Genomic DNA, 12,817 nt, shown 5'->3' with positions numbered 1-12,817 from the left:
CGAGATTTTTTGCGCCCCAAAGTTAAGCGTTTTGGTGCTCGTTTTGGCGCTTCCCTACTACAAGCGATAAAATCACATAGACCGCGAACACCACCGGCACCGCCACCCATTGGATAAAAATGGCCGCCAGTACGGCTAGCGCGGCCAGCAGCCACTTGGTCCAGTTGTCCTTGAAGGCGAGCGTCCGGAACTTCAGGCTCAGCATCGGGATATCCGAAATCATGAGCCCGCTCAGGATCAGGGTGAGCGCGTAGAGCACCCATTTATTCACGACGATCGGGGCGAGCCCGAACTGGTCGAAGTGTTGGATCAGCGGGAGCGCCGCCACCAGCAAAGCGGCCGGGGGCGTAGGTACGCCGAGGAAGCCATAGGTCTGGCGGGCATCGACGTTGAACTTCCCCAGGCGGTACGCCGCGGCGCACGGGAAGAGGAGGATGGGAGCAAAGGCCCACAGGGACGTATCGAACGCCGACGCCTCCCGGAGATAGCTCATGCGCAGCAACTGGTATAGGATCGCGCCGGGGGCTACGCCAAAACTGACCACGTCCGCCAGCGAATCCAGCTGTTTGCCCATGGGGGAATCCACCCTGAGCAACCGGGCGACAAACCCGTCGAGGAAGTCGACGAGCGCCGCGCACCCGATAAACACCGAGCCCCACACGATGCGCTCCGGCAGGGTGATGTGGAGGAAGCTGTCGGTGTCCAGGACGGCGATGTTTTCCCCCGGTTGCAGGATACATACGATGGCCACGCAGCCAAAGGCCAGGTTCAATAAGGTAACGATATTCGGGATCTGTTTCATGCGTCAAGTTTGCTTCTGGAGGCGCGCCTGTGGCGCGTCTTGTGGCACCGCGGCGCGTCTATGCCATGAGGGCCTCTATTTCTTCGACGGTGATCGGGATGCGCTTCATCAAGTCGACGTTCCCGTCCTTCGTCAACCACACATTATTCTCGATACGCACCCCCATGTGCTCCTCCTCTATATAAATACCGGGCTCCACGGTCAGGAGCATCCCCTCCTCGAGCGGCCCGGTCTTGGTACCCAGGTCGTGCACGTCCACACCCAGGTGATGGGATATGCCGTGGTACAGGTACTTCCGGTAGGCCCGGTTGTCTTTGTCCTCGTTTTTCACGTCCCCTTCCGTCAGCAGGCCCAGCTTCAAAAACACCCTGGTCGCTTCGTCCCCCACCTGGCTGGTGTAGTCCACCAGGGTGATCCCCGGTTTGAGGATCGACTTGCAAAACATATGGAGGTGCAGACAACCGTTGTAGACTTCCTTCTGGCGCGGCGTAAACTTGCCGTTGACCGGCACGGTCCGCGTCAGGTCCGCGTTGAAGCCCCCATATTCCGCGCCGAAGTCCATCAGGATCAGTTCCCCGTCCCTGCATTCCTGGTTGTTGAATACATAGTGCAGCGTGCGGGCCCTGTCCCCGGAGGCAATGATACTACTATATGCCGGACCGGAGGCCCTGGAACGTAAAAATTCGTGCAGGATTTCGGCCTCGATCTCGTACTCCATGACGCCCGGGCGTATAAACCCAAGCAACCGCCGGAAGGCCTGGTCGGTTATATCGATCGCTTTTTGCACCACCTCGATTTCCTGGGGTGTCTTGACCGCCCGAAGATCGCGCAGGATCCTGGCCGACCGCATAAAGTTGTGGAGGGGATACTGCTGCCGCATCGTTTCGATGAAGCGATACTCCCGGGTGGCGATTGGGCTCGATTTCCTGTCGTTTTCGTTGGAATCGAGGTATATGTTGTCGGCCAGGTGTGTCCAGGTCTGGAGCAGGGGGTCGAGCGTATCCAGCCAGACGATGGTGTCGATACCCGAGATAGCGGTAGCCTCATCCCGGCGAAGGCGGTGGCCATCCCATTTTTCCTTGAGCTCGTTCGGACGGACCAGGACCAGGACTTCCCGGTATTTGGGGTCCGGATTGTCGGGGAAAAGAATGAGCAGGGTGTCCTCCTGGACGATACCGGTCAACCAGTAAAGGTCACTGTTCTGCTTGAAGGGAAGTAACGCGTCGCCGTTGGAGGGCCATTCGTCATTGCTTACAAAAACGGCGATGGAGGAAGGCTTCATGTCTTTGACAAAACGCTCCCGGTTCAGCCGGAAAAGCTGGGGGTCCAACGGTAAGTACTTCATAAGGCACCAAAAATAAAGATTTAACGGGCGTTCAACAAAGCACGCCCTACACTAACGATCGTTCATATTCTGGGAGATTTTTTAAAAATCGTAAAAAAACAATCGTTTGTTTTCAAAAAATCTTAAAACAGCCCAAATTTCGACCATTCTTTTTGAAAATTTTTAATCGCTAGTTTTGTCGTTCACCCCTAAACGAAGCGAGCGAATATATGGCTATCTCCACTTTAACGATTTCCCCGGCCCGCGCCCGGCAGATGGGGCTGTTGCACGCCCACCGCGTACACTACCAATTGTCTCCGGATGAACTGGTAGAAGCCACCCTGCTCCGCGGGGAAGGGAAGGTGGGGAGCACCGGGGCGCTCCTGATCGACACCGGCGCCTTCACCGGGCGGTCGCCCAGGGACAAGTTTATCGTCCGGGACGCCCTGACGGAAAAAAACGTCCACTGGAACGACTTCAACCAACCGACTACCCAAGCCATATTCGACGGTCTGTACGATAAGGTGATGCGCTATCTGAACGAGCGCGATGTGTGGGTCAGGGACGCCTACGCCTGCGCCGACCCCGACTACCGCCTTAACATCCGTGTTATCACCGAACAACCTTCCGCCAGTCTTTTCTGCTACAATATGTTCGGCCGGCCGGGGGTGGCGGAGCTGGATGCCTTCGAGCCCGACTGGCATATCCTGCACGCGCCTCATTTTACCGCCGACCCCGCAAAAGACGGAACCCGCCAGGGGAATTTCGCCCTGATCAGCTTTAACCGGCGCTGCATCCTCATAGGCGGCACCGCCTATACGGGGGAGATCAAAAAGGGTGTTTTCACCATCCTCAATTATCTCCTCCCTGTCGAGCGGAACGTGCTGTCCATGCACTGTAGCGCCAATGTGGGCGAGTCCGGGGATACGGCTATTTTCTTCGGGCTCAGCGGCACCGGCAAGACGACCCTTTCCACCGATCCCGCCCGCCGGCTGATTGGGGACGACGAGCACGGCTGGACCGACCGTTCGATATTTAACTTCGAGGGGGGCTGTTACGCCAAATGCATCGATCTGAGCGAATCGAAGGAACCCGACATCTACCACGCGATCCGGGACGGCGCCCTGGTCGAAAACACGGTTTGCCATCCCGGCACCCGCGAGATCAACTTCGCCGACAAATCCATTACCGAAAATACCCGGGTCTCCTACCCCCTGCAATACATCGAAAATACCTTCGAGGGCTCCAGCGCAACCGAGCCCCGGCACATATTCTTCCTGACCTGCGATGCCTTTGGGGTGCTGCCGCCCATCTCGCGTTTGAGCCCAGGGCAAGCCATGTACCACTTCATCAGCGGCTATACCGCTAAGATCGCCGGTACCGAAACCGGGATCACCGAACCAAAAACGACATTCAGCGCCTGTTTTGGCGCGCCCTTCCTCCCGCTCCACCCGGCCCGTTACGCGGCCATGCTCGGCGAACGCCTCAAACGCACGCGCGCACGCGTATGGCTGGTCAACACCGGCTGGACCGGCGGCGCCTACGGCACGGGCGAACGCATGCCCCTGCACTTTACCCGCGCCATGATCAAGGCCGCGCTCTCCGGCGCGCTCGACACCGTGGAGTATAACGCCCACCCGCTCTTTGGCATGGACGTCCCTCAAAAGTGTCCGGGCGTCCCCAACGCATTATTGAATCCGCGCGATACCTGGAAGTCCGTGGCGGCCTATGACGAACAAGCGACGCGCCTGGCGGCGCTCTTTATTGCCAACTTCGGGAAATACGCCGACGGCGTAACCCCGGAAATCCGCGCGGCGGGGCCGCAGCTGTGAGCCTTCGCAGACATGGAAAATCTAAAATAACCCAAACAGCATCGCGTCGATCTTCCCGATGATGTCCCCCAGGTGCTCCTCATTCTCGGGGAATTTGTTGTCGTCTATATTGATGACAAGTAGCGGCCCTTCCTTATAGGAGTCGATCCATTTGTTGTAGTATTCGTTGAGGCGCTTGAGGTAGTCGAGGCGGATGTTCTCCTCGTATTCCCTGCCGCGCTTCTGGATCTGGGCGACGAGCGTGGGGACGGAAGCCTTCAGGTAGATGAGCAGGTCGGGCGCGCCCACCATGCTCTTGAGGGTCTCGAAAAAGGTCTGGTAGTTTTGGAAGTCGCGCTGGTCCATCAGCCCCATCTCGTGGAGGTTGGGCGCGAAGATGTAGGCGTCCTCGTAGATCGTGCGGTCCTGGATGACGGTCTCGGAACCGCGCTGGATGTCGAGGAGCTGGTTGAGGCGGCCGTTCAGGAAGTATATCTGGAGGTTGAAGCTCCAGCGGGGCATGTCTTCGTAAAAATCGTAGAGGTAGGGGTTGTGGTCGACGTCTTCGAATTGCGGAATCCACCGGTAGTGCTTGCTCAACATCTCGGTCAGGGTGGTCTTTCCAGCGCCGATGTTTCCGGCTACGGCAATATGTTTTGGCTTCTTTGGTTTGGCCATATGGATGAACAATGACTTGGTAAGTTAAGGTAAAAACGAATACATCATCCCCATCGCCTTGCGAACTTCCAGAAGGGTAGCCGAGGCGCTGGCCCTGGCTTTGTCAGCGCCTTCTTTCATGACCTGGTGGAGGTACCCCTTGTTTTTTTCCAGCTCCCGGGCCGATTCCCGGATGGGGGCGATGAAGCGGATCATGTCTTCCGCCAGGGCTTTTTTCATGTCCCCGTAGCGGATGGACGCGTTATTGTAAGCATCGGTGAAATGCAGCAAAGTGGCATTGTCCGACACTAGCCGCATCAGCAGGAACAGGTTCTCGATGTAGTCCGGCATAGGTGTGTTGGGCTCGGTGGGACCGTTATCGGTCTTGGCCTTCATGACCTTTTTGCGGATCACGTCGTCGTCGTCGCCGAGGTAGAGCGTAGCCATCTGGTTTTCGCTCTTGCTCATCTTTCCGGCGCCATCCAGGCTGGGGACCTTGAGCAGGTCTTGTCCGAAGTTGAAGGCGTATGGTTCGGGGAAAACCTCCAACCCATACCGGTGGTTGAAACGGTGGGCGAAGTTCCGCGCTACCTCCAGGTGCTGCTCCTGGTCCTTTCCGACGGGCACCTTGACGGCGCGGTGGACGAGGATGTCCGATGCCATCAGGACGGGATAGGTGAGCAACCCCGCATTGACGTTGTCCGGTTGATTACGGACCTTGTCCTTGAAGGATGCCGTTTTTTCCAATTCACCTTTATAGGCGAGCATATTCAGCAGCAGGTAGAGCTCTGCGATCTCGGGGATGTCGCTCTGGACGTACAGGGTCACCTTTTTCGGGTCGAGGCCGCAGGCGAGGTATTCGGCGAGCACCCGGTGAACGCTCTCCGATAGCTCCCGGGTATCCGGGTGGGTGGTCAGGGAGTGCCAGTCGGCGATAAAGAAAAAGCAGTTATAATCGTCCTGCATACGCACGTAGTTGCGCATGGCGCCGAAATAATTTCCCAGGTGCAGGATGCCGGTGGACCGGATCCCGCTGACGACGATTTCGCGTGTTGACCCCTTTGACATAGGCGGCGAAGATACTGTAGAAAAGACTATTTTTACCCTATGGACGTAACCGACGCATTGGTTGACAAGATCGCCCACCTGGCCCGGCTGGATTTCCCCCGGTCGGAGAAGGCCTCGATAAAAAAGGACCTGGAGCGCATGATCCGTTTCGTGGAAAAGCTTTCCGAGCTGGATACGACCGGGACGCCCCCGCTCCTGCACATGAGCGACGTCGTCAATAACCTGAGGGAAGACGAGGTCAGGGGATCGGTTTCCCGCCGGGAAGCGCTGGAAAATGCACCGGACCATGACGAAACGTTCTTCCTGGTGCCGAAAGTCATAAAAAAATAACCAAATGCCCGGTATCATCCATATCGAATCCCTGCGCAAGAGCTATTTCCTCGGCCGTCAGGAACTGCCCGTGCTCAAAGGGATCGACCTGGACATCCAAAAAAACGAATACGTGGCGCTGATGGGACCTTCCGGTTCCGGTAAAAGCACCCTGATGAATATCCTGGGTTGCCTGGACAGTCCCACATCCGGCCTGTATGTCCTCAACGGACAAGACGTCAGTAAAATGGCAGACGACGACCTGGCGACCGTGCGTAACCACGAAATCGGTTTTGTCTTCCAGCAATTCAACCTCATGGCGGGCCGGACCGCCGTAGAGAACGTCGCCCTCCCGCTGGTATACGCGGGTATTTCACGCAAGGATAGGAACGAGCGCGCCATGACGATGCTCGAGCGCGTCGGCCTGGCAGATCGCAGTCACCACAAACCCAACGAATTATCCGGCGGCCAGTGCCAGCGGGTGGCCATCGCGAGGGCCCTGATCAACGACCCGGCAATCATCCTGGCCGACGAGCCCACCGGCAACCTCGACACCAAGACGTCGGTCGAGATCATGGACATCTTTACCCGGATCCACTCCCAGGGTAACACCGTCGTGCTCGTCACCCACGAAGAAGACATCGCGGGGTATGCGCACCGGATCGTGCGGCTCCGCGACGGTTTGATCGAGAACGACCGAGTCACGCGGGTCGAAAAAGTCCTGAGCTAGCCATGGCTATCCGTATTTATACGAAAACCGGCGACAAAGGCTCCACCAGCCTCATCGGCGGCACGAAGGTATCCAAGGCGCACGCGCGCATCGAAGCCTACGGCAACGTGGATGAATTGAATGCGCACATCGGGTTGGTCGGCGACCTGCTGGCAGCGGGGCCCAAAGCGGCCGGACACGACGCCGCCACCGGCGGCAAAACGGAGCCCCCGGCGGCGCCCCTGCTCCGCGAAATCCAGGACCGCCTCTTCACCGTCGGTTCCTCCCTGGCCTGCGACCCCGAAAACGAGTCGAAACTACAGATCCCCGATCTCCATGCCTCCGATGTACAGCTGCTCGAGCAGGCTATGGACGAAATGACGGCGGTTCTCCCCCCGTTCAAGGGCTTCGTCCTCCCGGGAGGGCAGCCGGCGATATCATCCCTCCACGTCGCGCGCTGCGTCTGCCGCAGGGCGGAAAGGAGCGTGGTATTGCTGATGGAGAACGGGGAATTCGTGGAGCCGCTGGTATTGGAGTATCTGAATCGATTAAGCGACTACCTGTTTGTGCTGGCCTCCTTTACGGCACACCAGTGGGGTATCCCCGAAGTTATCTGGAAACCCCGTCTATAACACCAACCCATCCTTCATGTGGACGGTCCGGTCGCTCATCCGCGCGAGCTCCTCGTTGTGCGTGACGATCACGAACGTCTGTTGGAAGCGGTCGCGTAGCTGGAGAAAAAGATTGTGTAGTTCGCGGGCGTGGGTCGAGTCCAGATTCCCCGTGGGCTCATCCGCAAAAACCACGGACGGCTGGTTGATCAGGGCGCGGGCGACGGCCACGCGTTGGGCTTCGCCCCCGGAAAGGGTGTGGGGCTTGTTGTCCGCGCGGTCCGCCAGGCCTAAAATATCCAGGAGCTCCAGGGCGCGCTGCTCTACCGCCTTTTTCTTTTTACCGGCAAGCCATCCGGGGATACATACGTTTTCGAGGGCGGAAAATTCCGGGAGGAGGTGGTGGAACTGGAATACGAAGCCGATGCGCTCGTTCCGGAAGTGCGCCAGGGCTTTGGGCCGCAATTGGTCAACCTGGACCGGTGAACCCGAAAACTGTTTCCCGTCGACGCCGCCAAACCGGATTTCCCCGCGGTCGGGCAGGTCCAGGGTACCCAGGATGTGCAGTAAGGTACTTTTCCCCGCCCCCGAAGAGCCTACGATACTAACGATTTCCCCTGTACGTACCTCCAGATCAACCCCTTTAAGGACGGTCAGGTTACCAAAACTCTTTACGATACCACGGGCGCTCAGCATAAAATGGGGAAAAATAGTAAAAAAATGTACAATATTTGCGGCCAATAAAAAGGGGGTGTTGCAAATCTCACTTTAAACTTTACATTTGCCAAAAATTTTAAAAGGCGAAATCTATGTTCTGGACATTAGAATTAGCATCCTATCTGGAAGACGCACCTTGGCCTGCAACAAAAGACGAGCTGATCGATTACGCCATCCGTAGCGGCGCCCCCATCGAAGTGGTGGAGAACCTGCAGGAGCTGGACGACGAGGGAGAAATCTATGAAGGCGTAGAAGACATTTGGCCCGACTATCCCAGCCAGGAAGACTTCTTTTTTAACGAAGACGAATACTGACGGCGCTGACGCGCATATAAAAAGCCGTCCCGGTGTACTGACACATGGGACGGCTTTGTTATTTGAGCAGGCCGCCTTACTTCTCCATTTGCTCGATGACCTCGGCGCTCACACCCGTGAAGGAGAACCCCCCATCGTGGAACAGGTTCTGCATCGTCACCATACGCGTGAGATCGCTGAACAGCGTCACCACGTAGTTCGCGCAGTCGTCGGCGGTCGCATTCCCCAACGGGCTCATCTTTTCCGCGTAGGTGATAAAACCGTCGAAGCCTTTGACGCCGCTGCCGGCGGTGGTCCGGGTGGGCGACTGGGATACGGTATTGATGCGCACCTTTTTCTTCCGGGCGTAGTGATACCCGAAGCTGCGGGCGATGCTCTCCAGCAGCGACTTGGCGTCTGCCATTTCGCTGTAGTCGGGGAACACGCGCTGGGCGGCGATATACGTCAGCGCTACGACGCTGCCCCATTCGGCGATGGCGTCCATCTTGTAGGCCGTCTGCAGCACCCGGTGCAGGGAAAGCGCGGAAATGTCGTAGGTCTTTTCGGTGAAGGCATAGTTCAGGTCGGTGTAGGGGTTTCCCTTGCGCATGTTGACGCTCATGCCTACCGAGTGCAGGATGAAGTCGACCGGGCCCCCGAAATGCTCCATGGACTGGGTAAACAGCTTGTCGATGTCTTCCTGGCTGGTGACGTCTGCGCCGATAACGGGGGCGTTACCGCAGGCTTCCGCCAGCTTTTTGATTTCCCCCATCCGCATCGCCACCGGCGCGTTGGTCAGGACAATCTGAGCCCCTTCCTCGTAGCACCGCACGGCCGCTTTCCAGGCCATCGATTTTTCGTCCAATGCGCCGAATATGATCCCTTTCTTTCCCTTAAGTAGATTGTATGCCATAGTAAGTTGGGTTATCGTTCCGCCCAAAGATAATGATCCCCCTCAATTCAAGATCATTTCCCGGGCGACTTTGAGCGTTCCGTCGCTGAATTGTTCGCCGCTGAGCATCCGGGCGATGGCCTCGACCCTCTCTTTTTCCTTCAGCTGGCGGATACGCGTTCGGATCCTGTCGCCCTCTTCCGTTTTGTAGACGAAATAGTGCGCGTCCGCCTTGGCGGCGATCTGTGGCTGGTGGGTGATACAGATCACCTGGTGGGCCGCCCCCAGCTCCTTCATGATGATCCCCACCTGCCGGGCGGCTTCGCCGCTGATGCCGGTGTCGATTTCGTCGAAGATCAGGGTAGGCATCTGCATGCTCCCGGCGACCTGGGACTTGATCGCCAGCATCAACCGGCTCAGTTCACCACCGCTGGCCACCTTCCGGATGGGCTCGAAACGGTTGCTCTTATTAGCGTCAAAGAGGAATTCTATATAATCCGCGCCGTAGGGGCCCAGGGGGCCGTCCTTGCACTGCACCTTCAACCGCGCATTGGGCATGCCCACGCGGATCAGTATCGCATTGATATTTTGTTCCAGGCTCCCCAGGACAGCTTTCCGGCGCGTGGAAAGATCGGCCGCCAGCGTGGTCGCCGCCCTGGTATGTTTTTCCTGGAGGCGCTCTAGTTCAGCGATCTGCTCGTCCAGGTGGACCACCCCTTCGAGCTTGGCCGCGATCCCGGCCTGCAAACGGAGCAGGGCATCGGTATCCCTGACGCCGTGTTTCTTGAAGAGCCGGTAACCCAGGGACAGCCGTTCCTGGAGGGCGGTGGCCCGCTCCGGGTCGTAGTTCACCTGCTCGTGGAGCGCTTCCAGCTCCGCGGCGACGTCCTGCAGCTCGATCTGGACGCTGTTCAACCGCTCCACCAGCTGCGGCAAACCCTGGAGCAGACCCGTATATCCCTGGAGCTGGTGGAGCAGGCTTTTCAACTGCCGGACCATCGGTTGTTCCCCATCGGAGAGCGCATAGGTGACGCTTGTCAGGGCGCTTTTGATCCCCTCGGAGTTCTCCAGCAGTTTCAGCTCGGCCTCCATATCCTCCACTTCCTGTTCCCGAAAAGCCGCGTCGGACAGCTCCTCCAGGAGGAAGCGGTTGTAATCGCCCTCCTTGGCCAGGGATTCCGCCTGCGCCCTGAGGGCTGTCGCCTTTTGCCCCGCGGCCTGCGCCTGGCGGTATTCCTGCTGGTATTGCTGCAGCATCGGACCGGTCTGGGCCAGGGCGTCGACTACTTCACGCTGGAATTCGGCCTTGCCCAGCTCCAGCGTATCGAATTGCTGGTGGAGGTCCACCAGCATAGCTGCCAGCTCCTGTAGCTGGCTGATGGGCGCCGGAGTATCGTTGATAAAGGCCCTCGATTTGCCCGCGGCGGTGATCTCCCGGCGGACCAGGAGCTGGTCTTGCTGATCGAGGTCGTTTCCCTCGAGGAACCGCGCCACGGCGGCGATTTTTGTCGAGAACACCCCCTCGATGACGCACTTCTTGTCCTTCTCGACCAGTACGGCCGAATCGGCCCTATCCCCGAGGATCAGCCCGAGGGCGCCCATGAGGATGGACTTGCCCGCGCCGGTCTCGCCGGTGATGATGTTCAAACCCTTTCCGAAGTCGATGGTAAGGTCGTCGATGATCGCGTAATTCTGTATATGCAGCTGGGCTAACATGAGTGGTAAAAGTAGGGAAAATTGGCGCGCTCTGCGCTATGATCCGTTGCACCGCGCGATCCCCGCTTTTGCGCGTTGATCGAGCGAATTCTTGTACTCGTGGTCGGGCATGTCGATACAACGCTGGTAGAAAGCGAGGGCCATGTTCTTGTTGCCCCGCCGTTCGTAGATATACCCGATCTGCCAGGCGGCCCGGGCGGCAAAATACTCCTGCCGGTGCTCCCCCAGCTTGATCGCGACCAGGTAGGCGCGGATGGCGTCGTCCGGGCGGCCCAGGTCGTCGTAGATACGGCCAAGGCGATACGAGAACTCCAGCTTGTCCACGTCGGTTGCGAAGTCCGAGGAGCCCTTACCCGAAAGCACCTGCAGCGCCTCCTTGTGATACCCCCCGTCGCTCAGCAACCGCGCTTCCAGCAGCATCTTGTTCGGCCAGGCCCCGGACTGGGCGTCCCGGAGCGCGTTCTTGTCGGCCTCGGTATGCGCGGTACCGCGGCTGATGACCTGCCTGCGATAGCGTTCGGCCATCGCCATGTTCCCTTCCAGGTAGTAATGCCAGCTCAATTTCTCCAGGATATCCTTTACGTAGAACCGCCCCTTGAAATTGGCCAGGTAGCGTTCCAGGTATACGTTCGCGTCCCTCTCGCGGTGATACAAACGGGCGCAGCCCATTTCCATATCCCATATCGGCGTGGACAGGTATTCGGAAGACATGTTGCGTCCGCGTATGATCGGCTCGGCGATGTCGGCCCGCTGGTCGTTGAGGGCCAGGTTGGCGACCATATACGCAAACAGCAGGTTGTTGACCGTATCCAGATGGCGTTCCTCGATGAACCTGAAAACCTCGTCCCGCTGGTTGAGGATGTAAAACTTCAGGTAGGCGTAGTAAAATATCCCCTCGTCCCGGAAGACCTTCGCCCAGGTGTCGTTGTCGTTGATAAAGTCGCCGACCATTGCCATCCCGTCCTTTACCGAGCCTTTCATACCCAACAGGTTGGTAAACCACTTGTAGTTGTCCGGGACCGCCCCCAGGACCGTCTTCATCGCGCCGTAGATCATCCGGTTGGGCGCGAAATCCGGGAAGGCGTTCTTGTTGTCCCGGATGGCGATAAACGACTTGCGCCCGGCCCAGCCCGCGCTCATGTTGCCACCGTATTTCATTTCCACGGCCGCCCACTGGAAGTTGATGATGGCCCGCGTAAACCCATAGAACGGCGAGCTCGTGGGCCCCTCGGCCATCAGGTCGAGCCGCTGGTCCTTGTGCGCGGAACGGCGGTCGTACTCGGCCGGGTCCTCGTTGATGAACAGGACCAGGAAATCCACGTAGTTCTCCAGGAAATAGGGGATCAGGTTGTCCGGATGCGCGCGCTTTTCCGCGTCCAGCAACCGCTGACCGGCGTCGATCTTGAGCGAAAGGATGTCATGATAGGCCTCCTGGCAGGAGGCGTTGAAGTCGAATACCTTCTGCGCTTGCAGGGAATAGGTTAGGACGGTCAGGATAACAGTCAGCAATATGCGCATACGGGCTCTTCGATTCGGTCCAAAATGGGCGTCGTACAGGCGTTTATCGACGCGACTTTCTGATCAGCCGGAAACAAAGATACCCTAAAGCGGCGAACAACAACACGGCATACCCGATGATCCAGCTCCCTGCGCGAATACCGCGCCGGGCGAGAGCAAGAGCAAAGCGAGGATATAGCGCATAAAAAAAGCCGGCTGAAGGGCCGGCTGTGAAGCTATTTGATTTCGATCGTGTCGGTGAGCTCCTGATCCACCAGGATGCGTCCGCAGTTCTCGCAAACGATGATTTTTTTGCGCTGCTTGATGTCGCTCTGGCGCTGGGGGGGGATGGCATTGAAACAACCGCCGCAGGCATCGCGGACGATGGGCACGACGGCCAGACCGTTGCGG

At 58.2% G+C, this 12,817-nt stretch carries 14 protein-coding genes; 5 read left to right on the top strand and 9 right to left on the bottom strand.

Going from position 1 to position 12,817, the window contains the following annotated elements; genetic code table 11:
- Positions 1-22 precede the first annotated feature (22 nt).
- Positions 23-802 (bottom strand): CDP-alcohol phosphatidyltransferase family protein, encoded by a 780-nt coding sequence (locus tag VL547_RS16125; RefSeq protein ID WP_325579667.1) that lies wholly within the window; start codon positions 800-802, stop codon positions 23-25.
- Between the two features lie 58 nt (positions 803-860).
- Positions 861-2,147: a Xaa-Pro aminopeptidase gene (locus tag VL547_RS16120; RefSeq protein ID WP_325579663.1), complete on the bottom strand. Its 1,287-nt coding sequence runs from the start codon at positions 2,145-2,147 to the stop codon at positions 861-863.
- 209 nt (positions 2,148-2,356) lie between these two features.
- Here VL547_RS16120 and pckA point away from each other — a divergent pair, with 209 nt between their 5' ends.
- Complete coding sequence (pckA, locus tag VL547_RS16115) at positions 2,357-3,958, top strand: phosphoenolpyruvate carboxykinase (ATP) (protein ID WP_325579661.1); 1,602 nt, start codon at positions 2,357-2,359, stop codon at positions 3,956-3,958.
- Between the two features lie 21 nt (positions 3,959-3,979).
- Here the strand turns inward: pckA and VL547_RS16110 are convergent, their stop codons facing one another.
- Together VL547_RS16110 and trpS are read right to left on the bottom strand one after the other, a co-directional pair.
- A complete protein-coding gene (locus tag VL547_RS16110) occupies positions 3,980-4,615 on the bottom strand; it encodes a deoxynucleoside kinase (protein WP_325579659.1) in 636 nt (211 codons plus the stop codon).
- A gap of 24 nt (positions 4,616-4,639) precedes the next feature.
- Positions 4,640-5,662, bottom strand: coding sequence for a tryptophan--tRNA ligase (gene trpS / locus VL547_RS16105; RefSeq protein ID WP_325579657.1), 1,023 nt, complete (start codon positions 5,660-5,662; stop codon positions 4,640-4,642).
- 39 nt (positions 5,663-5,701) lie between these two features.
- Between trpS and gatC the strand changes: the two genes are divergently transcribed.
- Genes gatC through VL547_RS16090 form a run of 3 tightly spaced genes read left to right on the top strand, consistent with a single transcriptional unit; the run spans position 5,702 to position 7,312 of the window.
- Positions 5,702-5,992, top strand: coding sequence for an Asp-tRNA(Asn)/Glu-tRNA(Gln) amidotransferase subunit GatC (gene gatC, locus VL547_RS16100; RefSeq protein WP_325579655.1), 291 nt, complete (start codon positions 5,702-5,704; stop codon positions 5,990-5,992).
- Positions 5,993-5,996: 4 nt separating this feature from the next.
- A complete protein-coding gene (locus tag VL547_RS16095) occupies positions 5,997-6,701 on the top strand; it encodes an ABC transporter ATP-binding protein (RefSeq protein WP_325579653.1) in 705 nt (234 codons plus the stop codon).
- Between the two features lie 2 nt (positions 6,702-6,703).
- A complete protein-coding gene (locus tag VL547_RS16090; RefSeq protein ID WP_325579651.1) occupies positions 6,704-7,312 on the top strand; it encodes a cob(I)yrinic acid a,c-diamide adenosyltransferase in 609 nt (202 codons plus the stop codon).
- Here the strand turns inward: VL547_RS16090 and VL547_RS16085 are convergent.
- Positions 7,307-7,987 carry an ABC transporter ATP-binding protein gene (locus VL547_RS16085; RefSeq protein ID WP_325579649.1) on the bottom strand — a complete coding sequence of 227 codons (681 nt, stop codon included), beginning with the start codon at positions 7,985-7,987 and terminating at the stop codon, positions 7,307-7,309. The two genes, VL547_RS16090 and VL547_RS16085, sit on opposite strands and share 6 nt — an antisense overlap.
- A gap of 113 nt (positions 7,988-8,100) precedes the next feature.
- Here VL547_RS16085 and VL547_RS16080 point away from each other — a divergent pair, with 113 nt between their 5' ends.
- Positions 8,101-8,322, top strand: a complete 222-nt coding sequence (locus tag VL547_RS16080; protein WP_133992056.1) for a DUF2795 domain-containing protein — start codon at positions 8,101-8,103, stop codon at positions 8,320-8,322.
- Positions 8,323-8,398: 76 nt separating this feature from the next.
- Here VL547_RS16080 and VL547_RS16075 read toward each other — a convergent pair whose 3' ends face one another.
- The 4 genes from VL547_RS16075 to VL547_RS16060 all read right to left on the bottom strand — a co-directional run bounded on the left by VL547_RS16075 (position 8,399) and on the right by VL547_RS16060 (position 12,798).
- A complete protein-coding gene (locus tag VL547_RS16075; RefSeq protein WP_325579647.1) occupies positions 8,399-9,214 on the bottom strand; it encodes an enoyl-ACP reductase FabI in 816 nt (271 codons plus the stop codon).
- A gap of 42 nt (positions 9,215-9,256) precedes the next feature.
- Positions 9,257-10,909 carry a DNA repair protein RecN gene (gene recN, locus VL547_RS16070; protein WP_325579645.1) on the bottom strand — a complete coding sequence of 551 codons (1,653 nt, stop codon included), beginning with the start codon at positions 10,907-10,909 and terminating at the stop codon, positions 9,257-9,259.
- A 36-nt stretch (positions 10,910-10,945) separates the two neighbouring features.
- Positions 10,946-12,427, bottom strand: a complete 1,482-nt coding sequence (locus tag VL547_RS16065) for a tetratricopeptide repeat protein (protein ID WP_325579643.1) — start codon at positions 12,425-12,427, stop codon at positions 10,946-10,948.
- Between the two features lie 215 nt (positions 12,428-12,642).
- Positions 12,643-12,798, bottom strand: coding sequence for a zinc ribbon domain-containing protein (locus tag VL547_RS16060; RefSeq protein ID WP_325579718.1), 156 nt, complete (start codon positions 12,796-12,798; stop codon positions 12,643-12,645).
- Positions 12,799-12,817: the final 19 nt, after the last annotated feature.

The organism is Dinghuibacter sp. (assembly GCF_035492835.1).
In the GTDB taxonomy this organism is placed as follows: Bacteria; Bacteroidota; Bacteroidia; order Chitinophagales; family Chitinophagaceae; genus Dinghuibacter.
The sequence above is the reverse complement of the archived record's forward strand: the minus strand, read 5'-3'. Positions and strand labels throughout refer to the sequence as shown.

Bases quoted from the DNA above. Each gene is read 5' to 3' on its own strand.
- VL547_RS16125 (WP_325579667.1), bottom strand. From the start codon at position 802: ATGAAACAGATCCCGAATATCGTTACCTTATTGAACCTGGCCTTTGGC.
- VL547_RS16120 (WP_325579663.1), bottom strand. From the start codon at position 2,147: ATGAAGTACTTACCGTTGGACCCCCAGCTTTTCCGGCTGAACCGGGAG.
- pckA (WP_325579661.1), top strand. From the start codon at position 2,357: ATGGCTATCTCCACTTTAACGATTTCCCCGGCCCGCGCCCGGCAGATG.
- VL547_RS16110 (WP_325579659.1), bottom strand. From the start codon at position 4,615: ATGGCCAAACCAAAGAAGCCAAAACATATTGCCGTAGCCGGAAACATC.
- trpS (WP_325579657.1), bottom strand. From the start codon at position 5,662: ATGTCAAAGGGGTCAACACGCGAAATCGTCGTCAGCGGGATCCGGTCC.
- gatC (WP_325579655.1), top strand. From the start codon at position 5,702: ATGGACGTAACCGACGCATTGGTTGACAAGATCGCCCACCTGGCCCGG.
- VL547_RS16095 (WP_325579653.1), top strand. From the start codon at position 5,997: ATGCCCGGTATCATCCATATCGAATCCCTGCGCAAGAGCTATTTCCTC.
- VL547_RS16090 (WP_325579651.1), top strand. From the start codon at position 6,704: ATGGCTATCCGTATTTATACGAAAACCGGCGACAAAGGCTCCACCAGC.
- VL547_RS16085 (WP_325579649.1), bottom strand. From the start codon at position 7,987: ATGCTGAGCGCCCGTGGTATCGTAAAGAGTTTTGGTAACCTGACCGTC.
- VL547_RS16080 (WP_133992056.1), top strand. From the start codon at position 8,101: ATGTTCTGGACATTAGAATTAGCATCCTATCTGGAAGACGCACCTTGG.
- VL547_RS16075 (WP_325579647.1), bottom strand. From the start codon at position 9,214: ATGGCATACAATCTACTTAAGGGAAAGAAAGGGATCATATTCGGCGCA.
- recN (WP_325579645.1), bottom strand. From the start codon at position 10,909: ATGTTAGCCCAGCTGCATATACAGAATTACGCGATCATCGACGACCTT.
- VL547_RS16065 (WP_325579643.1), bottom strand. From the start codon at position 12,427: ATGCGCATATTGCTGACTGTTATCCTGACCGTCCTAACCTATTCCCTG.